Annotated in this window: 7 protein-coding genes and 1 pseudogene; 4 read left to right on the top strand and 4 right to left on the bottom strand. The window is 68.3% G+C overall.

The window, feature by feature from the left end; all coding sequences use genetic code 11:
• Positions 1-431: 431 nt before the first annotated feature.
• Complete coding sequence (locus tag MXD62_RS19725; RefSeq protein WP_248830990.1) at positions 432-1,001, top strand: DUF4333 domain-containing protein; 570 nt, start codon at positions 432-434, stop codon at positions 999-1,001.
• 82 nt (positions 1,002-1,083) lie between these two features.
• Positions 1,084-1,437 carry a helix-turn-helix transcriptional regulator gene (locus MXD62_RS19720; RefSeq protein ID WP_248830989.1) on the top strand — a complete coding sequence of 118 codons (354 nt, stop codon included), beginning with the start codon at positions 1,084-1,086 and terminating at the stop codon, positions 1,435-1,437.
• A 19-nt stretch (positions 1,438-1,456) separates the two neighbouring features.
• Here the strand turns inward: MXD62_RS19720 and MXD62_RS19715 are convergent.
• The 4 genes and pseudogenes from MXD62_RS19715 to MXD62_RS39275 form a co-directional block, all read right to left on the bottom strand.
• Positions 1,457-1,729 (bottom strand): annotated as a pseudogene (locus MXD62_RS19715) (GNAT family N-acetyltransferase); the annotation flags it as partial.
• A 215-nt stretch (positions 1,730-1,944) separates the two neighbouring features.
• A complete protein-coding gene (locus MXD62_RS19710) occupies positions 1,945-2,763 on the bottom strand; it encodes an endonuclease/exonuclease/phosphatase family protein (protein ID WP_248830987.1) in 819 nt (272 codons plus the stop codon).
• A 503-nt stretch (positions 2,764-3,266) separates the two neighbouring features.
• Complete coding sequence (locus MXD62_RS19705) at positions 3,267-4,688, bottom strand: WD40 repeat domain-containing protein (RefSeq protein WP_248830986.1); 1,422 nt, start codon at positions 4,686-4,688, stop codon at positions 3,267-3,269.
• The gene (locus MXD62_RS39275; RefSeq protein ID WP_285224122.1) at positions 4,685-10,855 is read right to left on the bottom strand and encodes a phospholipase A2; all 6,171 of its coding nucleotides are present in this window, start codon (positions 10,853-10,855) and stop codon (positions 4,685-4,687) included. Before MXD62_RS39275 ends, MXD62_RS19705 begins: the two co-directional genes overlap by 4 nt.
• An 807-nt stretch (positions 10,856-11,662) precedes the next feature.
• Here MXD62_RS39275 and MXD62_RS40750 point away from each other — a divergent pair.
• Together MXD62_RS40750 and MXD62_RS19685 are read left to right on the top strand one after the other, a co-directional pair.
• Entirely contained in the window at positions 11,663-12,127 is a 465-nt protein-coding gene (locus MXD62_RS40750) for a transposase (protein ID WP_368862420.1), read from the top strand.
• 657 nt (positions 12,128-12,784) lie between these two features.
• Positions 12,785-15,280, top strand: coding sequence for a protein kinase (locus MXD62_RS19685; RefSeq protein ID WP_248830985.1), 2,496 nt, complete (start codon positions 12,785-12,787; stop codon positions 15,278-15,280).
• Positions 15,281-15,283 lie beyond the last annotated feature (3 nt).

Raw genomic sequence — 15,283 nt, 5'->3', positions numbered from 1 at the left:
CACGGGCCGTTCCTCGACCGGAACGGCTCGCGGCCGCGGCGGCGCCCGCCACTGCGCCGCGGTGACCGCCGCATTCAGGTTGACGTCCTCCCGTCGTGTCGCGGTAGTGACATTCTTTCACCCATGCCTGGGACATCCGGGCTGCTACATTGACATTGATGTGCGGTCTGTGATCTGGCGGGGAGTCATTCCGTAATTCGGTTCGGCAGGTGGCACTGGATCCTTTCCCTTGGTGGGTGGCGTCCCTTTCATTGTTCGCCGAATTTTTCCTCGCGGAATGTTCCGTCGGTCTGGAGGGGATGGACATGAACCTGTATTCGGGAAGGCCGTCGGTGCGCGGTGGAGACCTGCGGCCTGATGAAAGGCGGCGTCACGAAGGGCGTCGCCAGGAACCGCGCGGTGCGGGACCACGCAGGCGACGGCCGGGCCCCGTGGCCGGGGGCGGCGTTCGTGTCGTGGCCGGCTGCCTGCTGGCCGCCGCCGTCCTCGCGGGATGCGAGGGTTCGGTCTCCCTGGGCGGCAGCTCGGTCGCCAGGGGCGAGGTGGAGGACCGGATCACCGCCAAGTTCGGCCCGCTTTTCCAGCGGGTGGATCCTCCGGTCGAGGTGGCCTGCCCGGAGTCCCTCCAGGCCGAGGTGGGCGTGACAATGCAGTGCGCGCTGACCGACCCGGGGGACGGCGCGACGTACCCGGTGAACGTCTCCGTCGACTCGGTCAACGGCGACGACACCCATTTCAATCTCGACCTCGTGGGTGTGACAGCGGTTGACGAGACCGATGTGGAGGGGGAGATCGTCAACACGTTCGGCACACGATTCCAGAGCACGGACCTTTCCGCCGACTGCCCCGCTTCGCTGCGGGCGAAGGTGGGTGTCGAGATGCAGTGCGCGCTGACCGACCCGGCGGACGGCACGACCTATCCGGTGGACGTCGCCGTCGACTCCGTCGACGGCGCGAACACGGCGTTCAGTTTCGAGATCGGTGATCCCGCGGACTCATAGCGGCGCAGACGAATTTCCGGGACGTCCGTCACGGAAAAGTAATCGCTTGACAGCAATATAACTTTTTGGTGATAGTCGAGTTGTGGAACCTGTGATCTGGGCCGCGGTGGGTGACCCGCACCGCCGCCGGGTGCTCGAGCTGCTCCGCGCCGGCCCTCGGCCCGTCAACGAACTGGTCGAACAGCTGGGGCTGAGCCAGCCCGGCGTGTCCAAGCACCTGCGGATCCTGCGTGAGGCCGGGCTAGTCACTGTCCGCCCCGACGGACAGCGCCGGCTCTACCTCCTGGAGCCCGCGCCGCTGCGGGAGCTCGCCCGCTGGCTCGAGCCGTTCCGGGCCCACTGGGACGATCGCCCGGACGCACCGGAACGCCACCCCGACACCGCGGCGCCACTACAGGAGCGGCCTGCCCCGCGATCTCGGCAGGAGGACACCTGATGAACGCCTCCCGCGGAAGCTACGAAGGGTGGAGGGGCGCGCCGTGGCGCGCTCCGTATCCAGCCTCCAAATCATCGCTGATCAGGTCCATGAGTAGCCCATCACGGAAAGCGCCGTCCGGGCCGCGCTCATACCTGCGCATGATTCCGACGGGCAGGAAACCGACCTTCTTGTAGCAGCGGATCGCCCTGTCGTTGGCGGCCGCGGGGTCACTAGTGATTCGATGATGACCCCGGTGCTGGCAGAGGAAACGAGAAAGGAGTCGCACCGCCCTCGTGCCGATTCCGTGCCCCTGGAACCGGCTGCTCAGGCCACCGACGGTTCGGCCAGGATCGTGCGGAGCGGGGCGACGTCCGCGGGACGGCCGGGGCGGACGGAGAAGTCGCGATCAACGAGCAGTGGACGCAGCTCCACAGTGTTCCCCTGCTGCCCTCCGTGACGTCCGACGGCGCGACGGGAGCAGCGTAGCGGGCCCGCGGATCAGCTTCTGCGCCCGGCCAGGCCTTGTCAGAACCGGGTGTCGGGTTCTGCCGGGCCTCGAGGGTCGGTCACCTCATGTACCGGGAAAGCCGGTACGGCCAGGGTGAGGGTGAGTGCGGAATGGTCGGACAACCGGATCGTACGCGGCTCGTCGACGTAGTGGCAGTCCGTGATGCGGCTGCGCAGGGACGCGGAGCACAGGGCGTGGTCGTACCGGTAGCCGTCGCCGGTGCGTCCGACCCAGCTGTAGGCGTCCGCGGTGGGGTGCAGGAGGCGGAAAGCATCGACGAGATGGTGCTCGCCGACGAGCGCGCGGTAGAAGTCGTACTCGAATGGGGCGAAGAACGGGTAGTGGGGGCGGTGGTCCGGTTCGAGGATGTTCAGGTCGCCGAGCAGCACGGTGGCCAGCTGCTGACCACCGGCCAGCGCCGTATCGCAGGCCGCCAGCCATTTCTGCTTCCGTTCGGTCTTCACCGGGCTGGCGTCCCGGGAGGGCGTGTACAGGCCGATCAGCCGCAGCGGCCCCGTCGGGGTCGGTAGGACCACGGCGGCGGCGCGGGCCGGCAGGTAACCGACCCGGTCCGGGAACGCATCGGGTACCGCCTCGACCCGACTGGCGATCATCGCTCCGTACTCGCCGGGCTCGGGCCAGGTATGGATCACCCGGTAACCGGCCGCGCCAAACGCGTCGGCGAGCAGCCGGCACCCGTCGCTGAGCTTCGTCCCGGTCAGAACCAGCACCTGCTCGGGACGATCGGCGAGCCAGGCGAGCTGATGACGGGCGCGTTCAAGGGAGGGGTTACCTATGTTGAACGTCAGCAGCGACAGGCCGCTCGGGTTGGTCATCTGATCTCCGAGCTGCATATAAGGTCACGATCCGGTCGTGGAGCATCCTCCCAACCGGTAGTCGGACACTCCCTTTTGCGGAGCCATAGATCATCTACTCAAGATCGAAATTGGCTTGTGAGTGCATTGTGGGCGCATTCGGCAATTTTGTGCAGAGAATGATCTTGATTTGGGTGCTGTCTTCGGCCGCCTGGGCTGGGACCTGCGGTCGCGTCACCCGCCCGACGATGGTTACGCTCCGTTATTTCCTGCCGTTCTGGGGGGCAGGTGGGATACGGCAAGAACAACGCGCACCGGCTGACGGTGGCCGATCCGCGCCGTTCCACCCGGCGCCACCGCGGTGCGGATATCGGATGTTCATGGCGCCGCCATGGATGTGAGCATGGCGATGGGGTAGGGCAGCGCCCGCCCGCTTTGACGATGTCAAACGTGCTGGTCACAGATCGGACCCGCCACGGCTGGACAATCCAACCGTGGCGGGTCCGGAACTAGGTCAGAGGCGTCTATCGGGAGGAGTAGGAGCTTTCATCCCATAGACGGATCTTTCCGTTGTCGCCAGCGCTCGCCAGGATGGCACCCGTCGGTCTGAATGCGAGGTCGCTGATCCACCCGTCGTGACCACTGAAGGTGGCCTGTTCGGCGGGATGTTGGAGATCGCTGATATCCCAGAGCCGAACGGCCTTGTCGATGGCGACGGCGAGAGTTCTGCGATCAGGGCTGAACGCGACCGCCAGAGCCTTGCCGTCCGTCGGAAGCGTCGCGGCCAGCCGTGGACGGCTGGGATCTGACAGATTCCATAGCGTCACGGCGTGCTCGCCGAACTCAGTGACCGCAAGGAGGGCGTCATCAGAGCCGAACACGGTGTCGTCCGCGCCGCCAACTGGTTCGGTGACGACGGCGACGGCAGTCGGCCGGCTCGGATCCGCGACGTTCCATAGCTCGACCGCCACGGACGATGCAATAGCCAGAGTCCGACCATTGCTACTGAAAGCGATCGCCGTGATGTTGCCGCCATGTCTGGCGTCAAACGACGCGAGTCGAACAGGGTTTGCCGGGTCCGCTAGATCCCATAGTTGCACCGTATGGTCGTTGGTAGCCCTGGCGAGGACCTTGCCGTCAGACCTGAGGTCCATCCCAGCAAAAAGGCCGGGATTTCCGGGAAGAGTCGCGGCCTCGGTCAGGGTGGTGGAGTCGACCACGTTCCAGATAGTCACCTCGCCGTCATAGCGCGAGGCGACCAGGGTCCGATGATCCCCGCTGAACGCCACCTTGTCATACGAGTTCAGGAAGTCATCAACGACGACGGACGTCAGAAGCCGGGGATGCGTCGCCTCCTGGTCGACAGCCCATAGCCGCACCGCGCCGTCGTGGCCGGCGCTGGCGAGCAGACGGCCATCAGAGCTGAAGGCTACGGTCCCGGCGGAATTCTCGTGGGCGGCAATGGTGGCGACGGGGTCAACCTCATTGGCTTCGTGCCAGATTAGCATGATCGCCAATCCGACCAGTGGCACCATAACGACCAGCGCCCCGGCAAGATCACTCCGGGAGAATCGGTGATTCCGGTGACCGTCGGCGGGAGCCGCTCCTGCATACGTAGATGCTGGCTGTCCCGTTCTGCCCGCTACCCGGCTCTGCGCACGTCTCAGTACCAGCCAGGCGTAGAACAGCAAAGCATTGAATGCTCCACAGCAGGTGAGAAAATAGGAGTACTCAACCTCGCCGAGGTTAAATGGAAACCCCAGAAAAAGCCATGGAAAAGCAAGTGGAAGCTGCAGGAGGTTGTTCAGCCCGTCAAAGTCATCGTGGGCGAGCGAGTGGAGGGTGCCCTTCGCGGCGAGCCCGACGAGAACCAAGTAAGCCAATGCGACCAGCTCAGGGCCGGCGCAGGCCCAGACGCGACGAACTCTCCGGTCTTGGGACATCATGGTGTCCTGTAGCGCTGTCGTGCGCTGTTCGCCGCGACGACCGTATAATAGGTGGAAGCTGCGTTCCGACAAGCGTAGTTCCACCACTGGCATGACCGGTTCATGTCGCCATAAAAGAGCCAATCAACCGCCCGGCGGGCGCTTCCTCCAATTCTGAAGTAGCGCAGCAGATCGTAGCCTAGGTCATGAGTTTGACAGGCCAGGTGGAAGTTGTATATCCCCCGGACCCCTTCTGGGCTACTCGAACAGTTGCCATACCTCGCATACACGCGCCCTCCGCTCACCCCATAGGAAGTCCAGTATCGGCCGTGGTACTTCATGTTCCAGAGGGCGAAGTTCCACGGAATAGGACTGCTGTTCTTGAGAATCGCGATTACACACCACTCGGCAGGGGTATCGCAGAGCCCTTGAAGATCACCGCCATTGACCGGGTCCTGGTTGGTGTAGTCGTAACGGCTGGCGGAGCCGCCGGAGACGGGGTCGGTCTGGAGGAAACGGCCGGTGAGGGGGTTGTAGAGGCGGACGCCCATGAGGGTGAGGCCGCCGAGGGTGTCGCGGGAGCGTTGTTTGGCTCCGAGCCAGCCGTAGCGGGTGTAAGCGGTGCTGGAGAAGTAGGGGATGCCGAATTCGTCGGATTCGGCGTAGTTGGCGATGGCGGTGGCGCTGGTGTTGTCGTCGGCGGTGGCGACGATGTCGCCGTGTAGGTTGGCGAGCTGAAGTGTGACGGTGCCGGTGCTGTCCTGAGTGGCGGCGAGGTCTCCGCCGATTCCGAGGATGTTGCGGGTCCAGGCGCCACCGGTGACACCGATCCAGGCGGGGCTGTCGCCGCTGGCGGTGGTGTAGTGGTTGGTCAAGGTGGCGGAGCCGTCCGTCCAGGAGCGAAAGCGGCGTGCCGGGTCGAGTGCGTAGGTGCGGGTGGCGGAGGCGACGGTCTGGGATGCGACCAGGTCGTTGACGTAGTAACCGACGGTCTGTGCGGTTCCGCCTGCGTCGGCCGCAGGAACTGCTGTTGTCCGACCGAGAAGGTCGTAGGTGTAGCCGGTGTCGGTGATCCGATCGGCCTGGTCATAAGTGTGAGAGTAGACCTGGGGGGTGGTGGAGGTGGAGCAGTTGCCGGTGTCGGGTTGGCCGCCGGCGTCGGGGTAGCTGTTCAGTGTGGTGCGGTTGTAGTCGGCGTCGTAGGTGTAGGTGCGGGTGGTGCAGATGCGGGGTCCGCCGTAGCTGACGGCGTCGCCGACGCCGGTGAGCCGGCCGGTGAGGTCGTAGTTGAGGGTTTTGGTGGCGGGTGGGGTTGCGTCGAGGCGGACCTGGCCGTTGATGGAGCTGGCCTGGGAGAAGGTCAGCCAGGGGGTTCCGGATTTGGCGTAGGCGAGGCTGGTGCCTTCGCCTGCGTTGTCGTAGCGGGTGGTGGCGATGAGGCCGTTCGGGTAGCTCTGGGAGGTGAGGGCTCCGTTGCCGTTGTAGGTGGCGGTGAAGGTGGATGGGGCGGCTCCGGCTCCGACGCCGAGGCTGGTGACGAGGCCGCGGTGTTCGGTGGCGGTGTCGTAGACGTAGGTGTAGGTACCTTTGCCGTCGTTGAGGGTGGAGATCTGTCCGTCGATGTCGTAGGTGGTGGTTGTGGTGTTGCTGTCGGCGTCGGTCTGGGAGGTGACCTCGCCCCAGGTGTCGTAGCCGGTGGTCAGCGTGATCGACGATGCGGTGGTCGTGGTGGGAAGTCCGGTGGTGGTGCTGTACCCGTAGGTGGCGGTGGGTACGGCGGTTCCGCCGTTCGCGGCGGGGCTGGCGGCGAAGGCTTCCGAGGCCGGGCGGCCGGCGGTGTCGTAGGTGTAGGTGGTGGTGCGGGTGGTCGTGGTTCCGGAGGTGACGGTGTCGACCTTGGTCAGGGGCTGGTTGAGGTTGTTGTAGGTGTAGCTGGTGACGGGGAGCGGGTTTCCGCTGCTGGGCTGGGCGGCGGGGCCGGTGGTGCAGGCCAGGCCGGTCCAGGAGGCGTTCACGCAGCCACCGGACCCGGTGGCGGTGAAGTAGGAGAAGACGGTGGTGTAGGCGTCCGTGCCGGCGGCGTTGGCCTTCGGCTGGCGGACTTCTACGGGGTTTCCGGCGGTGTTGTAGTAGGTGGTGCGGACGATGTTGGGGGTGGCTCCGCCGCCCATCCAGGCGGCGACGGTGGTCGGCTCACGCAGGGTCCAGCCGGAGGTGCCGGCGGGTGCGCCGCTCTTGGGCTCGTACCCGTTGATGGTCTTGCGGGGCTGGATGTCCGTGCCGTTGGCGAGGCGGATGGTGGTGGTGATGGTGGTCGGGAGCCAGTAGGGGCCGGAGGACGGGGCGCCTTCGTCGTAGTCGGTGTGGGTGTGCTGGCGGGAGGAGTACTGGGCGCCGGTGTCGTCGACGATGCGGTGGGTCGGGCCGAAGGTGTCGGTGACCAGAACGCCGTCGGTCGAGTAGACGGTGTCGGTGTCGAGGAGCTGGGCGCGGGCGGCGGAGTCGGTGACCGCGGTGACGGTGGGGTCGGTGTCGGCGGTGGGGGTGAGGGCCTGGTTGCGGTTCTCCGCGCCCAACTCCCGGATCACGTTGCCGTTCGAATCGTGCTCGGTGGTGGTGATCTGCCAGGCGCCGTTGCCGTGGGAGGCGGTGTTCACCTGCCGGCCGTCGGTGTTGAGGTAGGTGATGACGGCATAGGGCCAGTCGGCGGCGACCGGCGGGTTGGACGGGACGCGGCTGGCGGGGAAGATGGCGGTGGCCCAGGAGGGCAGGTCGCGCTGTCCCCAGTCGTCGACGACGCCCGCGGCCATGTCAATCGGTGCGCCTGATCCGGTGAGGGCGAGGCCGTAGACGATGGTCTGGGTGGCGGTGCCGGCGCCGGCGGGGCGGACGCGGGAGACGGTGGTGATGCGGTTGTAGGTGTCGTAGCCGAAGGTCCAGGTCTCCTGCCCGGGTGGGGTGTAGGAGCTGATCTGGCCGGCGGCGTTGTAGGCGTAGGTGGTGGCGAGATGGGCGCCGCCGCTGTCGAGGCGCGGGTCGTAGGTCTGGCGTAGGTGGCCGGTGTTGTCGTACTGGTACTGGGCCACGACGACGGCGGATGCCCCGTTGAGCGCCATGGAGATCGAGGCGAGGCGGCCGGTGTAGTCACCCCAGGTGGCGGGGGTGGTGCCGGTGGCGGTGGTGGAGGTGGCGTAGGTGAAGGTCAGCGCGCGGCAGCCGGCGACCAGGGTGGTGCAGCTGACGCCGTCGGGTACCGGGGCGAGGATGCGGGTGACGCGGCCGGCGCTGTCGGTGGTGTAGGTGGAGATGGTCGCGGAGCCGGGCTCCTCGACCTGGTCGACGACCCAGAGGGTGGCCGAGCCGACGGTCTTGGCGACGTAGACGGTCTTGGTGCCGTCGATGCCGGTGTGGGTGAACTGGGTGGCGGAGTCCTTGACCAGCTTCGACCCGTCGACGGCCGTGTCTCCGACGCCGACGTAGCTGTACGGGTAGGACCCCGACCCGGTCCGGGTATAGCTGGACGGTGTGCCCTCGCTGGAGGTCAGGGTCACGGTGTTGTTGGTCGAGGTGGTGTCGGTCAGGGTGCTGCCGGCGGTGCCGCTGTCCGGGCCCTGCAGGTCCGACGTCCAGCCCGGGCCGAAGACGCCGGACGGGTCGCTGGTCGCCGCCGGCGGGGTCAGCGTGGTCGTCGACCGGCCGACGGTCAGGGAACCGGTGTAGGTCGGCATCGACACGTCGGTGGCCGACAGCGAGTAGTCCCCGGTCAGCAGCGCCAGAGAGCCTGGGCCCACGTCGCCGTTGGCGTTGGAGTCACCGAAGGCGTTGCGGGTGAACTCGATCGTCCGCGCGCCGGTGCACGACACGACGTTGGCCGAGGTGCGGAAACACGCCCGGATCTGCACCGGTCCGTCCGAGCCGCCGCCGAGGGTGCCGGGCAGGTTCCAGTTCTGCCGGTCGAACACCCCCGACCCGTTCCGCGGTGCGGGCCAGGTCGGATGGGTCGAGGTGCCCTCGATCACCGTTTCGCCGACGGGGACGTCCAGCCAGGTCGCTCCGCTGCTGGTGCCCAGGTGGTACTGGTAGGCCACCGACACCTGCGTGCTCGGGGCCTGCCCTTCCAGGATGACGAACCGCTGCACCCGGGCGTTCTCCACCGGGCTAGCCAGCGCCCCGGTGCCGATCCCGAAGCTGTAGGACGCGACGGGGGAGAGGTTGCCCGACTTGTCCTTGGTGCGGACGTAGAGGGTGTGCAGCCCGGCGGTCGGGGTCAGGGACGGGGTGGTCGTGCCAGTGGTCTCGGTACTGGGGGAGGGCTCGTCGAGGCCGTAGAGGAAGCTCGCGGTGTCACCACCGGGCGACGTCCACGAGACGGTGCCGGAGGTGGTGGTGGACCAGCCGCCGGATGTCCAGGCGGCCGAGGTCAGCGCGGTGGGTGCCGAGGGCGCGGTGGTGTCGACGGTGAACGGGATCCAGCTCGACCAGGCCTGGGAGTAGTCGACGCCGTCGTAGGCGCGGGAGCGCCACTGGTAGCTCGTGCCGTTCGTCAGAACGCTGGCCGGAACGGTCCAGGAGGCGGTCGCGTTCGGGGAGATGTCGGAGACGGAGCCGTCGGTGATCTTCGTGGTGCCGGCGGAGTTCCACACCTCGAAGTCCAGCCGCAGCGGCGCGCCGTCCGCGTCGGTCGCCGCGCCGGACAGCACCGGACGGGTGCTGTTGGTCAGAACCGTTGCGGGGCTGCCGCCGCACTGTGCTGAACACGGCGATGTCGACCGGTTCGCGACGGTGCCTGGGTAGGAGTTGTAGGTGGTGGAGATCTGCGGCTTGAGGGCCGTGTCGCCGGAGTAGAAGGACTTGAACTGGGCGTCCAGGCTCTCGTTGCCGGCGCGCAGCGTCAGGGTCTCGGGCGAGGGCTGGGCGTTGGACGACCAGGCCTGGACGAGGCTCGTGACGTCGATCCCGACCGGCCCGGCGCCGCAGCTGTTGTCCGCGCCCTCGTTGAAGCTGGCGGACGCCCACGTGGTGCCGTCCGAGGCCGGCTGGGTGTTCCAGGTCGCGCCGGAAGGCAGGCTCGCTGAGCCCTGCACGATCGTCGGCTGGTCGTCACAGGTCGTCGACCCCGCCTGCCACAGGTTGAGCTGCGCGGCCGTGACATGCCGCCCCTCGATCGCGGTGGTGTCGAACTTCAGAAACGACCGCTGCAACGACCCCAGGTAGGCGCCGACCCGCAGATACTGGGAGGTGTCGTAGTTCGTCGTGGGATACGCGCTGGCCACATCGGTGTCGAGGTTGTCTGGCAGCACCGCGCCGGGATCGATCGTGATCGGATACGCCCGGTCCTTGGCGGTGAGCCATGCCTCGTCGGGGTCCAGGACCAGGGTCGGTGTCGCTCCCGAGCCCTTGAGTGTGGAGTCCACCGTGTGGACCCGGTCCGGGAGCCCGGTCTTGGGGTCGAGGTGCGCGTCCCACATCAGTGGCGCGGCGGACCGGGCAGCTGTCTTCCCTTCGGCGGACAGCCGCAGCTCACCGCCGGGGGTGCGTTCCGCGGTCAGCCCGCGCAGTCGCATCGGCAGTTCCAACGCTGCCTGTGCCGCCGCCGGGGTGTGCGCGACTATGTGCACGTCGAAGCCGGTGGGTGTGACCTTGACGACCAGATCGGTGTCCACGGCCACCGCCGGGTAGGTGGCGGTGTTGTCCTTCAGCTCCGGTGCAGGGAGGGCATCTGGCCAGGTGAACGTCACGGTCCGGTCGCCGTCGATCAAGGCGGCGAGGTCTCCGCCGGCCTTACCACCGGCGGACAGGGTGATCTGTGCTTTCGTGGCTTTCGGGGTGATCTTGCCGTCTGCGACCACGAGTGTGGGGTCGACGTCGGCCCAGCCGTCGCCGCGGTGGACGCGGCGGATCCCGGCGAACGACTCGACGGTGATCGTCCCGTCGGGGTTCACGAACGTCGATGTCGTTTCCGTTCGTTCCCCTGTCACCTCGATGCGTCGCTTCTCGGCGTGCGCGGCGAGCTGGGCGGCGATGAAGTCCGGGCGCTCCGCTGGCCCGACCGCGGGTGGGGTGTCTGTCTCCGCTGGAGCGGCGGACGCGGCCTCCTGCAGAGGTGGCAGGAACTGAGTGATCGTGGCTGCGAGTAAGGCGACCAGCAGCACACAGAGGACATGGGCGAGGGGTCTACGACGACGCATAGGGGAAGCCCGCAACACGCCAACTCCGATCCACCAGGGATTGCGAAGGGGAACACGACATGGGTGTGACCCCTGAGGGGAACAGGGGTCACACCGGATCACCGAAAATGACAGGGGAAAAACTCTGAACGCAAGAAAAAGACTATTTTCCATCGATCAACGGGCGCTACGTTGCGTGACGGGCGGGTCAAAGGTTCTCGTTGACTGTCACGTCGCGTAACAGGTGAGCGGATCCTCTAGCCCGGGCAGATCGGATATCACAGCATCTACCGTCAAATATGGGACGGAGTTCGCGTTGGCGGGCCCAATACTTTCCGTATCGGAAGTGACACCCGACACACAGTGGGGTGTTACCGTCTCGAAACATTTCCGGAGGATGGCGGAAGCTGGCGGTCTCCACCGGAAGGGCAAAGGTCTTGTCGGTTGCCAAGCGTGGTAGCCGAACCTCGCCTGGCGGCGGACTAGGCAGTGCCTGCTACTTTCCGTGCCCAGTCTCGCAGTCAGTGGTCACATGGGGTGATGGCCGCGCAGGTGTGGGCCTGGGGTTGATCGTTAAGGGCAGTAGGGAGCTTCTCCTGCGGATCGGCTGACAATGCCACCTGTCCTCTGCCATAGTCCTACCCCGGGCCGGAAGCCTCCCTAGCGGTACCCCTAAGCACACAGCGGTCAAGCTTGTTTCCTCGCGGCTTCCTTCCGGCTGGGTGCTCACTGGCGAGCTCACTCTTCGAGGAGACAGACGGCAGTCCGAAGTTCTCCTTCGTATTCCCACCAAGGGGCGGAGTCGCGTGTCGACGCAACGCGGCCCGAATGCCCCCGTGTCCCCCGCGCTTTTCACCCCTCGGGATGCCCACTCCCCAGACTCAGGAGCCTGTCATGGGCCGGCCCAGTAGATATCCGCCGCCGTTGCGAGCCCAGGCCGTCGCCGAGGTCGCGCGCATCCGGCCCCAGCACCGCTCCACCTGGCAGGCCATCACCACCGTCGCCGAAGCCTTCGGGATGAGCGCCGAAACGCTGCGTGGATGGGTCCGCGAGGCAGAGATCGCGGGTGACCGCGACCGGCACCTACGCCGGGAGCAACAAGCAGAACTCAGACGGCTCAATCAAGAAGTCACCCGTCTGCGCCAAACCCTGCGTCGTCTCCAAGACACCCGCCCCAGGCCGGCGACATCTGACCCGCGCCAGGGCGCCACCAGAGGTGCTGACTCGGTATCCGCTTCGATATCCCCGTCGCGGCGGACTACGACCCGACCGTCGCACAGCACACCCTCTTAGAGGTCGTGATCAGGCGGTCTCGGGATGTGGCTGGCTCGGTGCCACGACATTCACCATGGCCGCCTCCCGCGCCACCCTCACGGCGCCCAATACACATCGGATGCCTGTCACCACGTCCTGAAACGCCACAGCACGCGCCCATCGGTCGGGGCCACCGGAGTGTGCTTGGGACTGCGAGCATCATGTTGTCGCTGCCACGCTGGTCTGACCCTTGCTATGACCGGCCCTTCGGGTGCCCTTGAGTTGATCTGTCGGCCAGGACCCGCGTGATCGTGCACCCGTTGGTCAGGTGGGCACGGACGGCCCCGCGAGCCACCGTAGTGCGCACGACCGCGCGGCTCGCGGTGGCTCAGCCGAGGTAGGACGTGGTCCGGTTCTCCTCAGGAGGCTCGCATGGTTCCGCTCGTCGGTGGTCGCGGCGCGGTCGTGCTTCGCCGCCGGCAGCGGCCCGGTTGCCCGCACGTTCATCCCGCACCTGTCGCCCGGCACCCGGGGCGCGGACTGTCAGGTGTCGGACAATCGCGGCGAGCGCTAGGCCGGTGGCGCTGAGCCACCGTACGCTCCCCTCCCGGGACGGAGCTACACGAAGGCGACGTGCGGTGGGTAACGGGGCTTACCGGCGGGACCGGGCTGACGGACGGGACCAGGAGGCCACCTGTGCCGATCGTCGATCGCGAACTGATAGCCGCGGCACTGCCCGGTCACGCGCTCGGCCGGGACCTCGGCTCCGGCGCCTTCGGCCTGGTACTCGCGGCGCGGAGGAGCGACTCTCAGCGCGACGTGGCGGTGAAGGTCGTCGACCTCGGTACAGCCGGCCTTTCCCCCGACTCGCGGGCGGCAGCCAGCGGGACGCATCCGCTCACCGAGTTCGATCACCCCCATCTGGCGAGGACTCACGCGGTCGTCGCCGTCGACCGGCTGCTCCTTTTCGTCACCGAGTTGTTACCCGGCGGCAGCCTCGAGCGGCAGAACCTCGACGCGCCGGCCTCCTGCGCGGTCGCCCTCGCCGTCGCCGACGGGCTCACGCACGCCCACGCGGCCAGCGTCCTGCACCTTGACATCACGCCCGCGAACATCCTGTTCACCGCCGACGGCCGGCCGAAACTGACCGACCTGGGCGTCGCAGGGCTCACCGAGGACTCCGACCTCACCGTGGGCCGGATCGTCGGCACGCCGCAGTATCTGGCCCCCGAACAGGTCACCGGCGACCCGCTCGGTCCGCCGACCGACCTCTACGCGCTCGCCGCCGTTCTCTACGAGCTGCTCGCCGGCACGCCGCTGTTCGGCGCCGGCCGCACGGCGCCGGACCTCTTCCGCCACCACTGCGAGGTGGTCCCACCGCCCCCGCCGGGCGTCCCGGAACCGGTGGCCGACCTGCTGGCCCGGGCGCTGGCCAAGCGGCCGGCCGAGCGCCACCAGACGGCCGCCGAGTTCGCCCGCCACCTGGCCGAGGCAGCCCGCCGCGGCTACGGGCCAGGCTGGCTCGCGGCCGCCGGAGTCCCACTGGACGTTCCCGCCGCACTGCGCGAACTCGCGGCACAGCCGCCGGACGAGCTGGGCGGCGAGGCACTGGCCGGCGAGGTACTGGCCGGCGGGCCACCGGCCGCGGTAGACGGAGCAGAGGACCCCAGCGGCACGGTCCAGCGTCCGACCGGCGTCCCGGTCGCGCCAGTCCCGGGGCGGTCTTCGCCACCAGAGCCCGCGGGGGCGGCGGTCACCCGGCCGGAGAGCACGGGTGACACCACCGACGCGGACGGGACCCGGCCGCTGTCGCCTCGACCGGTCTCGACGCCCCCGGCCACGGCGGCAGCCGGCGACACGTCGCCGGACGCGCCGGATCCGGCCGCGCTTTCCACGGCCCTGGTCGGCCCGGAGACGACCGCCGCGGAGACGCCCGCAGATCCGTCGCGACGGCATCGGGTCCGGCTCGGGCGCCTGCGGCTCGGCCGGACCGCGGCGTCGATCACCGTGGTCTTTGCCGTCCTCGCCTTGGCAGCGGCCGTCGTCCTCCGGGTCTTGGACGACGGGGCGGATCGCACGCCCGTGGCGCAGCCCACCCGCCGCCCGGCCGGCCCCACCGCGCCCCCGACGGTCCTGCCCACGGCCGAGTCACCGCGGCCGACGGCCACCACCGCGCCGCTTCCCGTCGTCCCCGTCGCGGGCACCGGCCAGGCGGGTTTCTCCGGCGACGGCGGGCCGGCGGCGCAGGCGACCCTGAACCATCCCTACGGCCCGGCGGTCGACGCCGCCGGCGCGATCTACGTCCCCGACTTCGACAACCACCGGGTCCGCCGGATCGGCCCGGACGGCACGATCACGACCGTCGCGGGCACCGGGCAGGCCGGCTTCTCGGGCGACGGCGGGCCGGCGACCGCTGCCATGCTGAACAGCCCGGCGGCCGTCGCGGTCGGCCCCGACGGGACCCTCTACATCGTTGACACGTTCAACGTCCGGGTCCGCCGAGTCGGGACCGACGGGATCATCACGACGATCGCCGGTTCGGGCGAGCGCCCCTGGAACCCCGACGACGACGGCGGGCCCGCGACGAGCGCCGCCCTGTGGTACCCGAGCGGGATCGCCGTCGACCCGGCCGGCGGCATCCTCATCGCGGACAACGCGAACGACCTCATCCGCCGGGTCGACACCGCCGGGATCATCACCACGGTCGTCGGCCGGTTCGGCTTCGGCTGGTGGGGCGACGGCGGCCCCGCCGCGGAGGCCATGGCCAGCAAGCCGTTCAGCGTCGCGTGCGACCGCGAGGGGCGGATCTACATCGCCGACTCCTACAACCACCGAATCCGCCGCATCGATCTCGACGGGGTGATCGAGACGATCGCCGGAACCGGCGTCCCCGGCTTCTCGGGTGACGGGGGGAAGGCCACCGCGGCGACACTGCGCAACCCGCGCGGTGTCGCGGTCGACGCCGCTGGCAACGTCTACGTCACCGACGCCAGCAACAACCGCATCCGCAGGATCGACCCGGCGGGGATCATCACCACGATCGCCGGCACGGCCCCGCCCGGCCGGCTGGCCGCCGGCGCCCCCGTCCCGGACGTCCTCCCGGACGGGCCGGTGGCGGTGGATGACGCCGGACATCTCTACGTCGCCGCCCGGGGGCAGAACCGGATCGTGCGGATCGACCTTCCGAGATGACAT

Origin of the sequence: Frankia sp. Mgl5, from assembly GCF_023242985.1 — a bacterium.
Taxonomy (GTDB): domain Bacteria; phylum Actinomycetota; class Actinomycetes; order Frankiales; family Frankiaceae; genus Parafrankia; species Parafrankia soli.
Note: the sequence above shows the minus strand (reverse complement) of the source record. Positions and strands in the feature narration are given on the sequence as shown.

Coding starts and splice junctions, on each gene's coding strand:
- MXD62_RS19710 (WP_248830987.1), bottom strand. CDS start 2,763: ATGACCAACCCGAGCGGCCTGTCGCTGCTGACGTTCAACATAGGTAAC.
- MXD62_RS19705 (WP_248830986.1), bottom strand. CDS start 4,688: ATGATGTCCCAAGACCGGAGAGTTCGTCGCGTCTGGGCCTGCGCCGGC.
- MXD62_RS39275 (WP_285224122.1), bottom strand. CDS start 10,855: ATGCGTCGTCGTAGACCCCTCGCCCATGTCCTCTGTGTGCTGCTGGTC.
- MXD62_RS40750 (WP_368862420.1), top strand. CDS start 11,663: ATGCCCCCGTGTCCCCCGCGCTTTTCACCCCTCGGGATGCCCACTCCC.